This window comes from Mongoliitalea lutea (assembly GCF_014652135.1).
GTDB lineage: Bacteria > Bacteroidota > Bacteroidia > Cytophagales > Cyclobacteriaceae > Mongoliitalea > Mongoliitalea lutea.
Window position 1 is genome coordinate 55,695 of sequence record NZ_BMYF01000011.1, and the last position, 18,704, is coordinate 74,398.

Genomic DNA, 18,704 nt, shown 5'->3' on the forward strand with positions numbered 1-18,704 from the left:
ATGGAATGGACCAGTATTTTGATCTTGGTATTGTCCTTTGTGACCTTAATGATTCTAGGAGTTCCGGTAGCTTGGAGTTTGGGGATATCCAGCTTTCTTACCCTTTTGGTAACAGTAGAATCCATGCCCTCAGCAACTACCATTGCCCAACGGATGGGGACGAGTTTGGATAGTTTTGCTTTACTGGCGATTCCATTTTTTGTGTTGGCAGGAGAAGTCATGAATAGGGGAGGCATCGCTCAGCGGCTGATTGATTTGGCTAAAGCCATGACTGGTAAATTGCCCGGTGGATTATTGTATGTGAATGTGATAGCGGCCATGCTCTTTGGAGCGATTGCGGGTTCGGCCGCTGCGGCTGTTTCTGCTATCGGAGGTATTTTAGGAAAGCGGATGGATGCTGAAGGCTATCCTAAAGGCTTGGGGGCAGCTGTCAACATTACATCATCAACTACCGGGTTGATCATTCCTCCTTCCAATGTGCTGATTGTATATTCTTTGGCATCTGGAGGGGTATCAATTGCCGCTCTATTTGTAGCAGGATACATCCCTGGAATCTTTATTGGTTTGGTCTTGATGGGCACAGCTGCAATTTTTATCAAAAAACATAAGCTACCCAAAGGAGAGACGACTAGCTGGGGAGAATTGAACAGTAAGTTTTGGAGGGCTTTACCGTCTTTGATGCTCCTATTTGTAGTTATTGGTGGAATTGTGGCTGGTGTATTTACGGCTACCGAAGCGTCCGCTATTGCAGTGGTTTACACATTGGTATTGTCTTTTTTCTACAAGGAACTCAAAGTGAAAGATGTGCCTGCCATTTTGTTGAAGTCCTCAGAGACTACAGCCATCGTGATGTTACTGGTTGCGACTTCCATGAGTATGTCATGGGTGATGTCAAGCGAGGATATTCCCCAATCCATTTCCGCTTCTTTGTTGAGCTTGAGTGATAATATTTTTGTAATCCTCCTGATGATTAATCTCATTCTACTCTTTGTAGGGATTTTCATGGATATGACGCCTGCTGTATTGATTTTCACTCCCATATTCTTACCAATTGTGACGGCTTTAGGAGTAGATCCGGTACATTTTGGGATTATCATGATTTTGAATTTGTGTATTGGTTTATGTACGCCTCCGGTTGGTTCGGTCTTATTTCTCGGGGTTCAAGTATCTGGTCTGAGTATTCAAAAAATCGTCAAACCTTTAGTTCCCTTCTTTATTGCGATGATCCTGGGCTTGGTGGTCATTACTTTATGGCCTGACTTGACGCTTTGGTTGCCAAGGGTGTTTGATCTAATCTAAGGATACATGAATAGACGGGATTTTATCGAAAGGAGTATTCTAGGAGGTTCATCTATTCTCTTATTCCCATCCTTATTGGGGGCATGCGAAACTAAGCAAGCTAGCGGATTGGACCAACAAATAAGGCAGCTAAGCACATCCTTATTGGAAAAATGGTGTGAGGGTTTACTGGCCAATCAAACTCACAGCCCCGAAAATCCTATCACCCATGGGGGAATTTACAGCCCTGGGGATGAAGCTTACCAAGGCAGATGCGCAGATGCGATTGTTCCTTTCTTATGGATGGCCAAGTACAGCAATGACCCCAAATATATCCGAGCAGCTAAAGATGTATATGCCTGGGAGCAGCATAACTGCTGGTCAGAGGAATTAGGTTGTTGGTTTAACAATCCTAATTTACCAAATAGTTGGAAGGGAATCACGGTTTTTGCTGCCATGACTAAGGTGGAGGCGATTAATCATTATGCTGATTTGCTCGGAGAAGAGACAGTTGATGATTGGAAAAAACAGTTGAAGCGGGCTGCCGATTATCTCTATGAAACTTTGACCATCAGCTTTGGAAATATCAATTACCCAGCAACGGGTATATGGGTTTTTTATCATTTAGGAAAGCTATTTGAAGAAGAAAAATACATCCATCGTGCGGCAGAACTGGCAAATGACCTGATGTCATATTTTACTCCAGAAGGCTTATTTTTTGGAGAAGGCGGACGCGAAAGGCATCCTTCTGGACAATTCCCTGTAGACCTTGGATATAATGTGGAAGAAAGCCTTCCAGCTATGGCCCTGTATGCCAAGACTGTAGGAAATCAAGAATTACTGGATAAAGCCATTCATTCCATGCGAGTGCATTTGGAGTTTATGCTACCAAACGGTACTTGGGATAACAGTTGGGGTACCAGAAGTTTCAAATGGACCTACTGGGGAAGTAGAACATCCGACGGATGTCATCCAGGCTATTACATTCTTGCTGATCAAGAACCTGTTTTTGCAGAGGCAGTTTACAGAAATCTTCAGGCATTGGAGGCTTCTACATTTGATCAGTTGCTGTATGCAGGTCCGCATGAATATTTGGCGGGAGTTGATCCTTCAGTCCACCATACCTTCAATCATGCCAAGTCATTGGCTAACCTTCTTTATTTATCCAAGCCTGAGATTCCAAGTGGTCAGTTCTTATTACCTAGAGAAAAGGCAGATGGATTGAAACAATTTGAAGATATTAACACCATTTTATTTGCCAAAGGCCCTTGGAGAGGAACGGTCAGTGCCTATGCTGTGCCTTATAAAACAGAAATCAACGGGCAAGCGAGTGGAGGTGCTTTGACAGTTTTGTACCATACTAATCAGGGATTTATCAGTGCAGCGAGTATGACGGAATATCAGCGCTGGGAGAAATTCAATATGCTGGATGAAAAGAAGTTGTCCAATTTTATGAATCTGACTCCAAGGTTGGAATTGGTGCAACGTGAAGGCAAAGTTTATCGGAATATTTCTGATTTAAACGCCAACTTAGTTTCAAAAGAAAGTCCCGATTTACTGCATATAACAGCCTTTTCTAAACTGGTCAATGGCCAACAAGAAGTCCCTAATGAAGGCTCACCTACTGTAAAAGTTGAATATTTGGTCACGGAAAAGGATTTTTGGATAGAAATTTCGACAGATATTGCCCATTTAGAAGGTAGACTTCAGTACATTTTTCCTGTTGTTTGTTCTTCTGATGATGTTGTAAGTCTAGATTCAAATTCGTTCAAATGTCACAGTAAAAATGGTACTCTTACGGTTCAGTCTAATATTCCGTTGATTGCGTCTTCTGAAGATTATCGGGTTTATAATTTTTCACCAGGCTTGCAGGCATTTCCATTGAAATTCGGGTGTGCGAATATACATCAGGAAAAACTGAAGCTCAGTTTTTCTTTTATGCCTTTAACCTGAATATGGTACGTTAGCTAAACCCAAACCCATTAACCATGAAGCATCTTTTGTCCTTATTAGCAGGATTACTTTTAGTGAGTCTCTTAAATACCTATGATATACTTCATAAGGATACAAGAGAGCATCTGTTTAGGCCTGAATCAGCTATTGATTATATCAAAATTTTAGAAAAAGGAGTGGTCAATTACCGTGACTTTGGAGCTGTTGGAGATGGGAAAACAGATGATTTGCCTGCTATAGTCCGAGCACATACCTTTGCCAATCAAGAAGGCTTGCCTGTGCAAGCAGAAGATGGAGCTGAGTATTATATAGGAGGCAAAAATTTGACGGCCATTATTCAGACAGACACCGATTTTGGAACAGCCAAATTTATCATTGACGATAGGAACGTGGAGGACCACCGGAGTTTTATCTTCCTCGTTAAATCCGAACAAAAAGCTGTTGATATCCCTGGAGTTTCATCGCTCAAAAGATTTCAGACACAGATATCAGCAAATTTCTCCGGTCCAAGTATCGTAACTGTGACTGATAGCAGTGTTCGCCAATATATCCGATATGGAGGTAATCAGAATAATGGATATCAAAAAAAAGATATTTTTTTGGTGGATAAGGAGGGGATGTTGCGAGAAGATACACCTATTATCTGGGATTTTGATGCCATCAGCAGCATAAAAGCAATGCCGATAGATGAAAAATTGCTAAAAATTCGGGGCGGAACTTTTACAACCCTAGCAAATAATTTGGAGGCAAGTCATCCTTATTTCAATCGAGGAATTGCCATTCGCCGCTCCCATGTGGAGATAGATGGAATCAGACATTTCATTGAAGGGGAAAGCGATCAGGGAGCCCCCTATTCAGGTTTTGTAAATATTGCTGAAGCTGCTTTTGTTACAATAAAAAATTCCGTTTTTACCGGTCACAAGGTTTTTAGGGTGATGGGTACAGGTGGGGTAGAGGTTGGTAAAGGAACATATGATGTCACGATCAATCGGGCGCTTCATGTTTCTCTTATCAATTGTACCCAGAGCAATGATATCAATGATCGCACCTATTGGGGTCTCATGGCTTCCAATTACAGCAAAAACTTAGTATTGGATAATTGTGTTTTTTCCCGTTTCGATGCCCATATGGGTGTATACAATGCTACCATCCGTAATTCAACGTTGGGCCATCAAGGAATCAATGCAATAGGCAGTGGAGTTTTTCTATTGGAAAACTCCACTGTAAATGCCCGGAGCCTGATCAATTTGCGGCAGGATTATGGTAGCACTTGGGAAGGGGAAATGCACATAAAAAACACAGTATTTGTGCCTGATGCAGGTCGGCCTGCGAATGCCAGTCTTTTTGGAGGTGCCAATTCTGGTCAGCATGACTTTGGATATACCTGCTTTATGCCCGAAAAAATTATCATCGAAAACTTGCACATTGACGATCGGGCACATCCAGCGGGCTACCAGGGCCCAGCTATCTTTACCAACTTCAACAGGGATTTTACCGACAGTTCTTTTCATGAAAAATATCCCTACAATCTTACCAAGAAAGTTGTAGTAAGTGGAGTTTCAACTACAAGCGGGATGCCCTTGAGGGTAAGTGACAATTCCTTTATGTTCAGAAATGTGGAGGTGATTCAGCAATAATTATTTTGTTGGTGCAAGTAAAAAAGTTTAGCCCCTTCCTTTTTTTAAGAAATGGGGCTATTCTCTTTTCGTATTGCTTGAAGGTCAATTGGTTTTAAAGAATTCCTCCATCCAAGCCAAACTCAATTTAGGCCATTGTGCAACAGTACCATGTACATCTGCTTTACCCATGCCGAATCCGTGTCCTCCTTTTTCGAATAGATGAAGTTCTACTTTAGTGCCATGGGAAGCTAAGGCTTTCGCATAGATTATAGAGTTTTCTACTACTACAGATTGATCGTCCCAACTGTGTACCATAAATGCAGGAGGAGTGCTCGCATTTACGTGTTTTTCGTTGGAGTGGAAAACTTCCCACTCGCTACCCAATTTGCTTCTCAGAAGCCGTGTACGCGAGCCTTGATGGGCTAAGCCGTCGTCCATGGTGATGACGGGATAAATCAGAATGTTAAAGTTTGGGTGAGTACCTTCTTCTTTGCTTCCGTGTACGGCCAAGGAAGAAGCCAAATGACCTCCCGCAGAAAATCCCACTACACCAACCTTCTCTGGGTCTATTTTCCAGTTTTCAGCATTCCTGCGTATAACTTTGATCGCTTGTTGAGCATCTGTCAGAGGTACAATCCAGGGTTCATCCATGTAAGAAGGGTCTGGCAAGCGGTATTTGAGGACTGCGACCACATAGCCATGTTCGCTGTAAAATTTTCCGATGTGATTTCCTTCATGATTGAAGGCCAAATTAGCATAGCCACCGCCTGGGATTACCAATAGTGCTCTTCCATTGGCAGTATTTTCGTTGGGGAAATAAACAGTAACTTCTGGATGAGCTACTGTCTGTACATAATTGCGTTCGTTGTAAATGTCTTCCTCGACTTGAATAGTTGTAAATGGTGCTTTTCTATCCCAAAGCCTGATAGTTTCTGTCCTTTGGGCGAAGCAAATAGTAGAGTAACCTATAAGTATTGAAACAACAATTATTGCTTTCATTTGTCTATGGGATTATTTGGGTTAGAGATATTTCTAAGTTACTCTGTAAAATATCATTTTTCTTAAGCGATGCGAATATTCCACGGAATCGTTTCCAAAATACCTCGAATTGAATTTTGATTTGACTTAAACCAAATTTTTAAAAAATCTTTTTCACCTTGTCATATAATCTCTCGATTTCTTCACTAAGAGGTATATGAAGCCCAAGCAACTGGAAACACTGATCAAAGAACAGCATGCCGATGCCTACCGATGGGCAAGACAATGTTGCCATTTTCAGGATGCTAGAGCCCAAGATGTGTTGCAACAGGTATACCTGAAAATTCTGGAAGGGAAAGCGGTGTTTAATGGACATTCTTCTGTAAAAACCTGGCTTTTCTCCCTTATCCGATACACTGCATGGGAGCATAATCGAAAGGATATACCCATGCAAATGTTGGAAGATGGAATGGACATCGTTGCAGAAGAAATCGAAGAAACTCAATTGAATCATGAGCAATTGATGCTCCGGCTTCCCGCCCAACAACGGGAAGTGTTGACGCTGGTATTTTACCATGAACTTACTCTGGAAAAAGCAGCTGAGGTGATGGGATTGCACATTGGTACTGTGCGCACCCATTATGATCGAGCAAAGAAAAGTCTTAAAACATGGATTTTAGAAAAGAAAGCATATGAATAATCGCATCCTACCGGAAGATGATGAATTGAAGCGTTTTTTTTCGGAATGGAAGAAAAAAGACGAGGATTTGGTCATTCCCCATATCGACATCTGTCAACAGCATCGCTTGAATCCTTGGAAACTGTTCCCCTTTGGGATGGCAGCAGTACTTGTGATTGGGTTTTTCTTACTCAAACCTTCAACTATGGAAACTGGCTTGGAAAAAGACCTCATTATCATCCAATTAATCGAACATGCCAACCAAGAGCAAGAATTCATCATTGAGACGACTTCCACGCTTGATGTATGGGAAGCACCGAGTAGTTCCTTATTAACCGAATTTTAAAACAATCGAATCTATGAAATATGTAATCGCGGTAGCCCTTTTTCTGATCATTGCTCAAAGCCATGCGCAGGATGTATTTAAAGAAAATCTGTATTCTGCAGATTTGGTGATGAGTAACCGCTCGCTCATTGGCCTGACAGATAAACAGGCCGAAAAGATCAAGGCAATTCATAGTTCGGAAGCGGGTAATTTTAGGAATTTAAAATGGGATTTGGATGATGCAAATGCCCAATTGAAAATTATGCTTGCAGCTACCAAAGTGGATGAGGCTGCTGTAGAAAAACAGTTGGAGCGCATCCTAGCTCTAGAAAATCAGCTGAAAAAGAAGCAATTCAAAACGCTGGTAGCGATCAAAAATGAACTCACAGAAAGCCAGCAGGCTGAATTAAATATTCTTAACAAAGTACCGAAGTCTACAACAAGTATGCGTGGAGTTGTGGTGGAGGGTACCAAAAAATCTGCTGCTCAGACAAGAAAGAGTACGGTCTACATTTCATCAGCCAATGAAAATCAACCTTTATATGTCGTGCGTTTTGGAGGTAAAGAGAAGAAAGTTTCGTCTATTGAAGGTCTAGATCCAACCAATATCAATAGTGTCTCGGTTATCAAAGGCAGTTCGGCTTGGGAGCTTTATGGAGAAGAAGGAAAAAATGGAGTGGTGATTGTGGAGTTGAAAAAAGAAGCAAAATTTAACTTTGAATAAGGAGGCCACAAAGGCACGGAGGCACAAAGGAATAAGGTATATTAAGTATCAACCCTCAATGGTCTTCACTAATAAATCTTTTGCGAAGCAATATGAAACAGCGAGATTTTATCAATGATATGATTATCATTTTCTCAATAGTCTCTTTTCCACCATTTCCCTGTAATTATTGGCCAAAGGAACCGCATCCCCCTCAATCCAGACCTGATGCTTTTCCAGTTTCTCTATTGCATTGAGATTGACAACCCAAGATTTGTGAATCCTCATGAAGGTATCTGATGGGAGTATGGCAATCAATTCCTGCATGGTCATCCTCGTACTAAGACTCCCGGTTTTAGTGTGGATAAACAAGAGATTACCATCGGATTTGACATACTTAAGCTCGCTGATATTCACCCTGATCCAATCATAACTGTCTTTAAAGAAAACACTGGTCTCTTCCCCTTTTTTCCTCACAATTTCCTGATAAGCCCGGTTGAGTGAAGTCAGGAACCTTTCGAAAGAGAAGGGCTTCAATAGATAGTCCAAGGCCTGCAATTCATAGCCCTGAAGGGCAAACTCGGAATAGGCCGTCGTAAAAATAAAACTTTTACCAAATGGCTGAATGATCTTGGCCAGCTCAGTACCCTTTATTCCTGGCATATTGATATCCAAAAATACCAGGTCGGGCTGATGGGAATAAATATACTCCAATCCTTCCTTTGGATCGGTAAAACTCTCGACCAATCGGATAAAAGGGACTTTATCCACATAGCTCTTGATGATTCCTATAGCTGGAAGTTCGTCGTCTATCGCAATAGCATTTATCAACATGTCATTTTTTTAAATTTATTTTCATCAAAACTGTGAACACCCTTCCGGTATCCTTTACTGCCAGACTGTGTTTTCCCGGGTACAGGCTCTTCAGCCTCTTTTTGACCAGGTCAATTCCATTTCCAGTGCCTTTATTAACCCTAAGCTGTCCTTTAAGGTAAGTATTTTCAATATGAATGGATAACTCCCCTTCTTCCACCGAGATCCTGACAAAGATTTTACCATTCTGATTACCCGGACCAAATTCAGAAAATTTGAATGCATTTTCCAAAAATGGCTGTACCAGCATGGGACTGATATCCACAGGAAAACCATCCCAATTGATCTCTATATCCATTAACTCTTCTCCCGTACTTCCAAACCTATTTTTCTGAATCCTGATGTACTTATCCACAAAATCAAGTTCTTCCTCTATGCTGATAAAATCCTTCTTGGATTTTTCCAAAGCGAACCTCATTAAGTCCGAAAGCTGAAGAATCTGAGCGGCGGTATGCGGACTTTCTTCCTGGATTGCGGAACTGTAAGTCGAATTCAGGGCATTGAAAAGGAAGTGGGGATTGAGCTGTGACTGCAAAAGGTTCAGCTCAGCCTTTTCTTTCTGCTGTATCAGTTCGGCCTGTTTTCTCCTAGTATACATCAAGTCAAAAAACCAAGTAATGGCAAGAAAATAAAGTGCGATAACCCCTGTGAGGATCAGGTTATCTTTCAAAATCTCTTCCTCATACATGACCGTCCATTGTAGAAATTCGAAAAACACCATTAACAGCAAAAGCTCAAGTCCCCAAAACAAATACCAAGGTATGTTTCCTTCTTTCCAATTCAGGAAGAGAAATTTAAAATTGGCCCAAGCCAGAAAATTGACCAAAAAGAAAACGGCTAACCAGCTAAGAAGAAACACCTGTAGGTTTCCGAAATAGTTCTCTTCCCCGGTGGACATCTCCACTTGGATGAGCTGAAAAATCCGGAACAGCCAGTATGCCAGTACTCCAAGAAACAAGAGTATTCCTACCGGCATAATTATTTTCACAGCCAATCCTTTATTCTCCATTACTAATTGCTCTTTGTGAGGTCTATAATTTCACCTCTCATATTATTTGTTTCTTTGGCACCAACCTGGGAAGATTTTCGAACAAGATGAAGCGATGTCATCAAAACTTGATACTCCATTTTTGCTTCAAGGTAATAAGTATTCCCAGCCTCCAAAGTAAGGCTATAATCTCTTTCTTCAATTAAATTGCGCCACATCCTTCCTTTTGTTTTCAAAGACACTTTTCCTGGACGATGCTTTATTAAAAAATATGTGTTTTTGGGCAAGGTTGAAATTACTGGAACATCATCAAACAATATATCTATAACAGCCAGTTGTCTTCCTGACTTAACATATATAACAATAGATGCATATTCTTCCTGATTTTGTCTGATTAGCTTTTCATTAGAAAAAACAAAATCAGATGGAAAAAGCAAAAGTGTGATCAAAAACCCTAACATGACCGTATCAATATTGTCTGGAAATTACCAATGACATTCTCAAATAAACCATGCTAATCCTATCTGAAATACTATTGAACAAAAATGCATCTGGACTCATCCAATTGGGTGAACCAATACTGCCTTTATACCCCAATTGAAAACTTGCCATTACTGCCAAGGTCCTGACAGGATGGGGGATAAGCTCCAAAGCGATATCATAAGTACCTGAATAGTGCTCCAATAAAGGCCACGCAGTCCCTTGCCCAATTCCAATTCTATTTAGATCAAAACTGTCAGTGGTAAATCGTCTTACCTGTATCTCATTACCAAAAAGGCCTAAACCACCCTTTAAAACAACGTTATGTCGGTCAGTTGAAATTATTGCCCTGCCTGCGGTGATTTCAGCAAAAACCGTAGAAAAATCAGCAACTGTTCGAAGAGTTCCTGAAGTTTTGACTATAGGACTGGTAAATGGTTGGAAAGCTGCATAAAAATTATAGTACATGGCCTTCCTTTTCAACCCCATTCCAAATCCTACGAATCTTGAAAAGTCATTTGGCTCTATTTCCAAAGAGCTTTCGATCAAGTTATACATATTTCTCAAACCTAATTGATATCCAAAATCTCCCGGACTTATATAGTACATGGTGCTTTTTTCAAATTTATCTTGAGTTAATGATTCCTGCTCTTCATCTAAATCAATCACTTGCCCACAGGCAATACTGGAAATTAAGACCATCAATAGTATTAAGTCAGATATAATTAATAATCGAATCATAGCTTTTCAAGTTGGTATGAGAACAAATGAAAATAAATTTAAAAACCGGAACAAGAAAAGGTGATAAAGCCCCCAAAACTTGAGCTGAAAACCTAAAAAAATGATTTTTCTTTGGATTTAGGTATGTATCTTCAAATTGAGCTGTATTGGATTGATATGGGTTTTAAATCAAATTTATTTTAGTAGGTTTTCTTTGACATCGGCATAAAATTTTCAACTTTCCAAATGCCATTATTACTTTTTCTTCATTAAAATGTAGCTTGCCACACTTTTTCAAAGGGAAAAAAATGTTCAATTACACACTTTTATGAAGGAAACCGGCGATTGTTACCAAAGATTAAGATACCAGGGCTATCGCCCCTTTTATTCCAACCCTCTATTCTTTCTACGAAGATATCAGGGCTACACCCCTTTTGATGCTTCCACTATGCATGTTTTCAACCCCCAAAATCTTCCCCGACTTTTCCTTTCATTTTTTAGTGCCTTCCGTGCCTTCCGCGAGCCACCCCCACTTTGCGACAGCAAACTTATCTGTGTAAATCTGCGATAATCCTATTTCCAATCTGTGTCCAAAAAATCACCCGGATGGCCCTCAAGATATCAGGGCTATCGCCCCTCTTATTCCAAACCTTCGTTCTTGCTACGAAGAAATCAGGGCTACGCCCCTTTTGATACTTCCACTAAGCATGTATCCTTTCTAAAATCAATCCTAAATTTTTCTTCCTATTTTCCGTGTCTTCCGCGCCTTCCGCGAGCCAACCCCCACTTTGCGTCAGCAAACCTATCTGTGTAAATCTGCAATAATCCCATTTCCAATCTGTGTCCAAAAAATCACCCGGATGGCCCTTAAGATATCAGGGCTATCGCCCCTCTTATTCCAAACCTTCATTCTTGCTACGAAGATCACAGGGCTACGCCCCTGAAAGGTCATCAGATGTTAATATTTCTACGAGGATATCAGGGCTACGCCCCTTTTGTTCCATGCTCCAAGGACGCTTCTTCCCTGAAATCAATCCTGAATTTTCCTTCCAATTTTTCCGCGTCTTCAGCGCTTTCCGCGAGCCAACCCCCACTTTGCGACAACAAACCTATCTGTTTCAATCCGCGATCATCACATTCCCAATCTTTGTCAAAAAACCAATCCGGAAATAGTTAAAACATCAGGGCTACGCCCCTCTAATTGCTAACGTTCAATGCTTACTACGAAGATCACAGGGCTAACGCCCCTGAAAGGTCATCAGATGTTAATATTTCTACGAAGATCACAGGGCTACGCCCCTTTCGTTACATACTCCAAGGATGCTTCCTCCCCAAAAACAATCCTGAATTTTCCTTCCAATTTTTCCGTGTCTTCCGCGCCTTCTGCGAGCTAGCTCCAACTTTGCGATAGCAAAAAATATCTGTGACAATCTGTGATAATCCTATTTCCAATCGGTGTCAAAAAAAATCACCCGGATGCCCCTCAAGATATCAGGGCTAGCGCCCCTCTTATTCCAAACCTCCATTCTTGCTACGAAGATCACAGGGCTACGCCCCTGAAAGGTCTTCGGATGTTGACCTTTCTACGAAGATCACATGGCTACGCCCCTTTTGTTCCATAATCCAAGGAAGTCTCCTCCCCCAAATCAACCCTGAATTTTCCTTTCTATTTTTCCGTGTCTTCCGCGCCTTCCGCGAGAACCCCCTACACTCCGAATTGCCTCAAATGATGATCGGTATGTTTCCAAACCAGTATCCCCCACTCCTTGTGACTGAGCGGTCCAAAGAAGGGATGAAAGCCTTGGAGTTGGTGGCTGATGCTCCCGAAGGCTTGTAGGGTATCGAGTAAGCCTTGCTTTTCTTCTTGAAATTTTCCCTGATCCACTTTCCCTTTCATATCAAAGCGCTTAGGTCCTTTGACCAGCTTGGGAAATTCTTTTTTGAAATAAAAAAAGTAGTATTTGCCTAGCACCTGCTTGAAGTTTGCTTTCTTCTCAGGTTTGGGCGATTTCAATACCGCCGCCGCTACCTCCCGAGCATGTGCCAGCATCTCCTCCACCTGCATACTTCCCCAATGCCCTTGGTCTCCTGCTTCAAGCTTGACAACTCTGTCTAGTAGTTCTTGGCGATGGTCTGGGTGGAGGATAGATTTTTTCATTTGAGAAGGTGGTTTTGGGAAATGTAATGGCAACTTTAAAGCTACCAATTTTTATGATATTTCTATCCTACCCTCCTGAAATCGCAAAAATTATATAAAATCAGCGATTATAATCGTTAAATTTAATGAATTCTTCGATTACGGAGAAAGTTTTGTTGAAAAGCTGAATATTAGATAGTTGACAGGCAATTCCGTGGGGCGTTGAAATTCTTTTTGCCTAAGCGTCTCAAAAGTGTGCAAAATCTAATAATTGAAGATTAATTTGTTATTACCAAAAGAAAATCCTTCAATCCGACGACTTCAATAGTTGATTCATAGAAGTATCGGCTTTCTCCAGGTGTTATGACAAATAGCTTAGTAATCCCAAGGTCATCCATAGCAAGATAACTTCCCTTGGTCAGTTTGGGAGAAAGACTAAGCTTGATCTCCGCTGCTGCAAACCATCGGTTCTCTCTACGAATCAAAAGGTCTATTTCAGCACCATCTTGAGTTCTGTAGTAATAGATTTCATCATCAATGTGCAGCACAGACCGAACCTGATGAATCACAAATGATTCCCATGAAGCACCAACAGCGATATTTCCAAAAAGGGAATCTCTATCATTGATACCCAGTAGGTAATGTAACATACCACTGTCTCTCAAATAAAGCTTGGGAGATTTCACCAGCCGCTTTCGAATATTTACATACCAAGCTGGAAGTTCGGTAACTAGAAATGCATTGACAAAATAGCTCAAGTAGGTTTTGACAGTGGGCATGCTAAGACCAAGAGACTTGGCCAACATGCTGTAGTTAAGCGTAGAGCCATTGATAGAAGCCATCATTACCATCAATTGTCTAGAAATACTAGGGTCGGCAGGAAGTCCAAGTGATGGTAAGTCCCGCTGTATGTAGCTATTGATGAAACTCCTATACCAGCGTTGGATAAATTTTTTTCCTCCATTTAAAATCGGTTCTGGAAATCCCCCATAAACCCATAAATCTTCTTGCGAAACGGTGTTGTCCAACTCTAGCAGGTTAAGGGGAAACATTTCCATATAATTTATCCTACCAGCCAAGCTTTCGGAAGATTGCTTTAGCAGTTCGGGAGATGCAGAACCCAAAATTATAAATCTCCCTGGCACACGATGTTCGTCCACCAATGATCGTATCAAAGGAAATAACTCGGGTTTGTGTTGAATCTCATCCAGTATTACCGTATGGTCTGCGATAGAATTAAAGAATAGCTCGGGGTCATTGAGTTTGTTGATGTCTGACAGCTTCTCTAAATCCAAATAAACAAAAGGTTTTTGGTAAGCAAAGTTTTTTGCTAGGGTAGTTTTTCCTACCTGCCTTGGCCCAATAATTCCCGTTACCGGAAAATTGGATACCGAAAACTCAAATTCTGTATAAATAAATCGCTCTATCATCCCTGCAAATTTAAAAATAATTTTTAAAATTGCAGGGATAAAATTTTTATTGAATTGGATAGAAGAAAAAAGGATGGGTTGATTAAAATTTAGAAAGTGTGATGCGTAACATTGTATATTTTGTCTTTGTCTTAATTATTTCTGCATGTTCTACAAATGAACCTTCATCAGAAGGTACAGATAAGAGTCTGACCTATGTCAGCATTGATCTTTTTGAATCCTTGGGTGTCTACACCATAGATGCACCTGTAAGAGAATTTGAGGGAGACTATTTTATTTTGGATAGAAGTCAACAAAAGGTAGCTCGGGTGAATGACTCGTTTACAACTGTTAAACATATTTTTGACCGTAAATAGCCTTTTTGCGCAAGAGTTGGTATTTGATGCATTCAGGCAGGACACCTTGTACAGGTCTTTGATAGATAGACCTGATATCACCTTGGTCTATTCCCAACAGGGCATCATTTTAAGGATGCTACTATCGTATTGATAGACAAAGAAAAGAGGAGATTTTACTTTTATAATCCAGGCAGTACACAAAAGATTTTTCAAGGCGTCCTTCCATTGACTACTGAAGATAGAATCATCAATGTTGAGCTACTAGATGAAAACAAATGTCTATTGATTTATCGAAGCGGACAGGATGGGTTCTACCATGTAACTTCGTTTGACATGAGCGAATTAAAAATTTACCCCATTTATTTTTCAAAGTACTTTATACCGAGGGCTAAGGGAATCTATAAGGATGTATATGTAGAATTATCAGGCAAGTTTGCAGATTCACCCAATCCCGAGTCTATAATTTTGAAATTGAGGAATGGATTGAGGTAAGGTTTGCAAGCACCTACCTCCGTTCTGACCATCCTCATGACTATTGGACCAATACGTTGGCTGCATCCATCATTTATGATATTCAGGATGAAATCCGATATAGGAATCTTGCCCTTCAATTGGGGATTGGTTATCGGTTTGTTGGAAAGAGGTAGGTGGTTTTATAAATTTTGTCTAGCTAAAGCTGAGTTAGCGGGATCATTTTCAGATTTATTCAATCCCGAGTCCATTATTTTGAAATTGAGGAATGGCTTGAGGTAGGACATGAGTTCATTATCATCTAAACCAAATGATTAAGTAATTATTCGTTTTACTTTAGACTTTCCAACTTTACTTATAGATTTCGTAAAACGTTCTACAAGCGCTAATTTTTTTTTATGCTTAAACTTCACAAAAGCTCGGAATACGTTTCAATGATCAGTCGTTCTGCATGGGTCATTGTCTAATTTTTAACCAATTTTGAAAATTTCCCCAAGTCATTGGGTGAGATAAATTTTGAAAGTAATTTTTGTTCCAAAAAAAGCTGGAAATCAGTTTGATGACAAATATTTTATTAGTAAGTTAGTTAAAATTTTATTTTATAAAGAAGCTGCTTTTCATTTTATTTTTAGTTTTCCTGGCAATAAAAATCAATGCCCAAAATTGCGGGCATGATGGATTTTGGAATCTAGATTGATAAAATATGAATAAGATTTATTTGCTTCTTGGATTTTATTATTTAGTAAATACTACCTGTTTTTCTCAACAGGAACTACTAAATAAGTTTCGGCTGGAAATTGAAGTAGGCTCAAGTATTCCTATAGGAGCATTTTCCAATTCATCCGTTGAGCCCTCCTTGGATCAAAATTTTAATCAGGAAAATCCATATCGAGAATTTAGAGGATTTGTAAAGAAGGAAGGAGGGCAGGCTCAAACCGGAGCCAGTTTAGGTATAACTCTAGCATACACTATTTCTCCCTCATTTTATTTCTCACTTAACTATTCAAGGTTTACAAACCCAGTAGATGTTAGCCCGCAGGAGGACTATTTTGTAGCTAATTTACAGGACAGAGCGGATTCATTTGGGAATGAATTTCAGATTTTGGGTTCGCTCGAATCAGAAAATTATCAAGCTAATGGTTGGTATGGTGGTTTTGGCTATCGTAAAGTCATAGGGGCCTGGTCCTTTTTTGGCGAGGCATATGTAGGAGTTAATCATATGGTTTTTCCATTTTACACTTGGACATTTGACTCCCCCGGGCCAATTACAATTTTGCGTCCTGCTTCTTTTGCAGAGCGTTCTGTCCCTGATAAGTTACCCGCACTCCTATACGGATTGGGTGTTGGAATAGAAAAATCCATCTCGAATAGAATCGGAATTAATCTTAAATTTAAATATTTAACATCAGACCATAGCCACGAGTATTGGACTGTGCCCCTAGTGGGGTCACGAAATTTTGAAATTAAGGATGAAATAAATTTTACAGTATTTACTGCATCAGGTGGGATATCTTACAAGCTAACAAAATGAAAAAAATATTCTTAACAATAATCCTAATTTTCATCATCTCAGTTGTTTCTTTTTCTCAAACAAAAATCTTCGAAAAAATCGAATTAGGCTTTTCCGGTGGATTGGCTGTACCGGTTGCTCAATTCAATGCAATTTCTATCGCTCCATCGCTGGAACCAGTTCCATCAGGCTCTAGTCCTAGGAGATTTCAGGGATTTCTCAAAAATGAAGGAGGGCAGGCCGAATTGGGTTATAGTCTTGGATTTCACTTGACCTATCATCTCACTTCTTCGGTTTTTCTGAGCCTAAATTATCTAAAAATCTAACCATGAACCTTTCAGCCACCTACCTCCGTTCTGACCATCCTCATGACTATTGGACCAATACGTTGGCTGCATCCATCACTTATGATATTCAGGATGAAATCCGATATAGGAATCTTGCCCTTCAATTGGGGATTACTTATCGGTTTGTTGGAAAGAAGTAGGTGGTTAAAATTGCACCCAAAATTTTTTCAAAAAACTATGAAAAAAGTTTTTAATTCCGAAAAATGAATTAATGCTTATCAATTAGTTTGTTTTTAAGGGGGGGGTGACCTAAGGCTTTAGAATAATGTTTGGTTTTTGGGGCTTGGAAAAGTAAAATTTTATCCAACTTGTTGAGGTCAAGCATATTGTGGATTTGTGATATTTGGATATTATACTGAGATTTATACAGTTGAATTATGGCACCTTGTTTTATGAAGTATGAAAAATTTAATTCAAATAATCAAAAATATCCAAAATCGTTTCTTGAAATACGTGTTTATGGTACTTGTCTTTTTGATTCAATTGGCCTGTGTAGAAAAAGAGGACTTTGAAACATTTGAAATGGATGGTTTTATAGTTGGATTTAATCCCTGTACCATCAATCATCAGTATAGGGTTGGCTATGTGATCATTTCCAACGATTTTTCTGATACCATTGCCACTTACAGCCTTTCCCCTAAGAAATTCACAATGCCTGCGCCAGTTGGGCTTAATCCAAATAGGCCGCTTTACACTATACCGGAGCATGAATTCAGGTATTCCGGTGGTTCAGCCTACTTTCCTGAATTCTTATATTATCCCGATTCCTTGATAAAGAATTATCCAATCAAGGTTACCTATCGAAAAGCTTTAGAACATGAACTTCAAATTAATAGATGTCGGGCAGACTTTAATATGGCTGACTTTATCAAGCAATGGTTATTTAATCAGGTGATTGTAGTTAAAGCTTCGAAGAATTAAATGACAGGTGGATTTTCTGTGGGCACTTTACCGACAGGTTCCACCGTTTCGTGGGTATCATCTAATCCATCAGGCTTAAGCATTAACAGTTCCACCGGATCAGCCACACGTCTCAACAATTATAATGGACCAATAACAATCACTGCCAATATCACCAATGGTTGTGGTACAGCTTCGTCCTCCCGAACGGTATGGGTCGGCACGCCCCATATAACCAATATGGGGGTTAACAATCAGCCTGTTTTTCCAAGTCAGAATGTATCCTTATGTCCGGGCAACCATTTTCTAAATGTCACTCCTGTCGGTGGAAATGTAGGAACAGCCACCTGGACAGTTCCTTCGGGTGTTCCTCATTGGATCGGAAACAATACGATGGACTTTACTTTTCCGTCCCACATGTCGTCCATTACTATCTCCGCAAGGGCTTCCAATTCTTGTGGACAAGGTGCCAACTACAATTTCTTCCTAACGAGACAGACATGGGGGTGCCCAAGCTCTTTTGCTATGGTAGCTTATCCTAATCCTACCAGTGATATCTTAAATATAGAAATGATGCCTGTCACAGCAGATGTTTCTAAGGAAGATGCACCAGCTATTGAGTCCGCCACCTTGCTAAATTCAGAAGGTAGGGAAATGGCCAAAGGTTATAGGGAAGGTTCAAAAATTGTTTTCGATGTCAGAAGCCTGAAAAAGGGTGTTTACTTTATCCATGTAATGGTGGATGGGGAATTAATAAGAGAACAAATTCTGATTGATTAAAGTCTAATTCAAATTTTTAGAAGAAGGGGGAACTGTTGTAGTTCCCCTTTAATTTTTTCTCCATAGGTTCAAGCATGTCTTCCACCTAAAGTCAATTTCTTTAGAATTAAACTTACAACCTATAAAACATTTCTTTTGACTCAGCTAAATGTCAATAATCCCTATTCGTGCCTTTCAGGCCCGGCATTCATACTC

General features: G+C 40.1%; 20 protein-coding genes. 13 read left to right on the top strand and 7 right to left on the bottom strand.

The features are described 5' to 3' along the window. Genes IE080_RS10160 through IE080_RS10170 form a run of 3 tightly spaced genes read left to right on the top strand, consistent with a single transcriptional unit; the run spans nucleotide 1 to nucleotide 4,868 of the window. Nucleotides 1-1,299 carry a TRAP transporter large permease gene (locus IE080_RS10160; protein ID WP_189581648.1) on the top strand — a complete coding sequence of 433 codons (1,299 nt, stop codon included), beginning with the start codon at nucleotides 1-3 and terminating at the stop codon, nucleotides 1,297-1,299. Between the two features lie 6 nt (nucleotides 1,300-1,305). After that, on the top strand, nucleotides 1,306-3,231 hold the full coding sequence (locus IE080_RS10165; RefSeq protein WP_189581651.1) for an ulvan lysase-like protein: 1,926 nt from the start codon (nucleotides 1,306-1,308) through the stop codon (nucleotides 3,229-3,231). Between the two features lie 35 nt (nucleotides 3,232-3,266). Beyond that, the gene (locus tag IE080_RS10170; protein ID WP_189581654.1) at nucleotides 3,267-4,868 is read left to right on the top strand and encodes a hypothetical protein; all 1,602 of its coding nucleotides are present in this window, start codon (nucleotides 3,267-3,269) and stop codon (nucleotides 4,866-4,868) included. 84 nt (nucleotides 4,869-4,952) lie between these two features. Here IE080_RS10170 and IE080_RS10175 read toward each other — a convergent pair whose 3' ends face one another. Continuing rightward, nucleotides 4,953-5,849: an alpha/beta hydrolase gene (locus tag IE080_RS10175; protein ID WP_189581656.1), complete on the bottom strand. Its 897-nt coding sequence runs from the start codon at nucleotides 5,847-5,849 to the stop codon at nucleotides 4,953-4,955. A gap of 196 nt (nucleotides 5,850-6,045) precedes the next feature. Here IE080_RS10175 and IE080_RS10180 point away from each other — a divergent pair, with 196 nt between their 5' ends. The 3 genes from IE080_RS10180 to IE080_RS10190 are packed head-to-tail and all read left to right on the top strand — an operon-like array spanning nucleotide 6,046 to nucleotide 7,556. Then, on the top strand, nucleotides 6,046-6,528 hold the full coding sequence (locus IE080_RS10180; RefSeq protein WP_189581659.1) for an RNA polymerase sigma factor: 483 nt from the start codon (nucleotides 6,046-6,048) through the stop codon (nucleotides 6,526-6,528). Further along, a complete protein-coding gene (locus IE080_RS10185) occupies nucleotides 6,521-6,853 on the top strand; it encodes a hypothetical protein (protein WP_189581661.1) in 333 nt (110 codons plus the stop codon). The genes IE080_RS10180 and IE080_RS10185 overlap by 8 nt, the downstream gene beginning before the upstream one ends. Nucleotides 6,854-6,866: 13 nt before the next feature. Continuing rightward, the gene (locus IE080_RS10190; protein WP_189581663.1) at nucleotides 6,867-7,556 is read left to right on the top strand and encodes a Spy/CpxP family protein refolding chaperone; all 690 of its coding nucleotides are present in this window, start codon (nucleotides 6,867-6,869) and stop codon (nucleotides 7,554-7,556) included. A 126-nt stretch (nucleotides 7,557-7,682) separates the two neighbouring features. On the opposite strand, the gene IE080_RS10195 is transcribed toward IE080_RS10190, so the two are convergent. The 6 genes from IE080_RS10195 to IE080_RS10220 all read right to left on the bottom strand — a co-directional run bounded on the left by IE080_RS10195 (nucleotide 7,683) and on the right by IE080_RS10220 (nucleotide 14,163). Then, nucleotides 7,683-8,369 carry a LytR/AlgR family response regulator transcription factor gene (locus tag IE080_RS10195; RefSeq protein ID WP_229800579.1) on the bottom strand — a complete coding sequence of 229 codons (687 nt, stop codon included), beginning with the start codon at nucleotides 8,367-8,369 and terminating at the stop codon, nucleotides 7,683-7,685. A 1-nt stretch (nucleotide 8,370) separates the two neighbouring features. After that, the gene (locus tag IE080_RS10200) at nucleotides 8,371-9,417 is read right to left on the bottom strand and encodes a sensor histidine kinase (RefSeq protein WP_189581666.1); all 1,047 of its coding nucleotides are present in this window, start codon (nucleotides 9,415-9,417) and stop codon (nucleotides 8,371-8,373) included. A gap of 2 nt (nucleotides 9,418-9,419) precedes the next feature. Then, nucleotides 9,420-9,857, bottom strand: a complete 438-nt coding sequence (locus IE080_RS10205; RefSeq protein ID WP_189581668.1) for a hypothetical protein — start codon at nucleotides 9,855-9,857, stop codon at nucleotides 9,420-9,422. A 7-nt stretch (nucleotides 9,858-9,864) separates the two neighbouring features. Then, the gene (locus tag IE080_RS10210) at nucleotides 9,865-10,617 is read right to left on the bottom strand and encodes a hypothetical protein (protein ID WP_189581671.1); all 753 of its coding nucleotides are present in this window, start codon (nucleotides 10,615-10,617) and stop codon (nucleotides 9,865-9,867) included. A gap of 1,684 nt (nucleotides 10,618-12,301) precedes the next feature. Next, a complete protein-coding gene (locus IE080_RS10215; protein WP_189581674.1) occupies nucleotides 12,302-12,754 on the bottom strand; it encodes a DUF1569 domain-containing protein in 453 nt (150 codons plus the stop codon). A 257-nt stretch (nucleotides 12,755-13,011) separates the two neighbouring features. Next, complete coding sequence (locus IE080_RS10220; RefSeq protein WP_189581676.1) at nucleotides 13,012-14,163, bottom strand: ATP-binding protein; 1,152 nt, start codon at nucleotides 14,161-14,163, stop codon at nucleotides 13,012-13,014. Nucleotides 14,164-14,264: 101 nt separating this feature from the next. Here IE080_RS10220 and IE080_RS10225 point away from each other — a divergent pair, with 101 nt between their 5' ends. The 7 genes from IE080_RS10225 to IE080_RS10255 all read left to right on the top strand — a co-directional run bounded on the left by IE080_RS10225 (nucleotide 14,265) and on the right by IE080_RS10255 (nucleotide 18,509). After that, nucleotides 14,265-14,519, top strand: coding sequence for a hypothetical protein (locus IE080_RS10225; RefSeq protein ID WP_189581679.1), 255 nt, complete (start codon nucleotides 14,265-14,267; stop codon nucleotides 14,517-14,519). Between the two features lie 969 nt (nucleotides 14,520-15,488). Further along, nucleotides 15,489-15,647 (top strand): hypothetical protein, encoded by a 159-nt coding sequence (locus IE080_RS10230; protein ID WP_189581682.1) that lies wholly within the window; start codon nucleotides 15,489-15,491, stop codon nucleotides 15,645-15,647. Nucleotides 15,648-15,675: 28 nt separating this feature from the next. Continuing rightward, nucleotides 15,676-16,503 carry a hypothetical protein gene (locus IE080_RS10235; RefSeq protein ID WP_189581685.1) on the top strand — a complete coding sequence of 276 codons (828 nt, stop codon included), beginning with the start codon at nucleotides 15,676-15,678 and terminating at the stop codon, nucleotides 16,501-16,503. Continuing rightward, nucleotides 16,500-16,808 (top strand): hypothetical protein, encoded by a 309-nt coding sequence (locus IE080_RS10240; RefSeq protein ID WP_189581687.1) that lies wholly within the window; start codon nucleotides 16,500-16,502, stop codon nucleotides 16,806-16,808. The genes IE080_RS10235 and IE080_RS10240 overlap by 4 nt, the downstream gene beginning before the upstream one ends. A 2-nt stretch (nucleotides 16,809-16,810) precedes the next feature. After that, on the top strand, nucleotides 16,811-16,969 hold the full coding sequence (locus tag IE080_RS10245) for a hypothetical protein (protein ID WP_189581690.1): 159 nt from the start codon (nucleotides 16,811-16,813) through the stop codon (nucleotides 16,967-16,969). Nucleotides 16,970-17,288: 319 nt separating this feature from the next. Then, entirely contained in the window at nucleotides 17,289-17,750 is a 462-nt protein-coding gene (locus IE080_RS10250) for a hypothetical protein (protein ID WP_189581693.1), read from the top strand. Further along, on the top strand, nucleotides 17,751-18,509 hold the full coding sequence (locus IE080_RS10255; protein ID WP_189581696.1) for a T9SS type A sorting domain-containing protein: 759 nt from the start codon (nucleotides 17,751-17,753) through the stop codon (nucleotides 18,507-18,509). Nucleotides 18,510-18,704 lie beyond the last annotated feature (195 nt).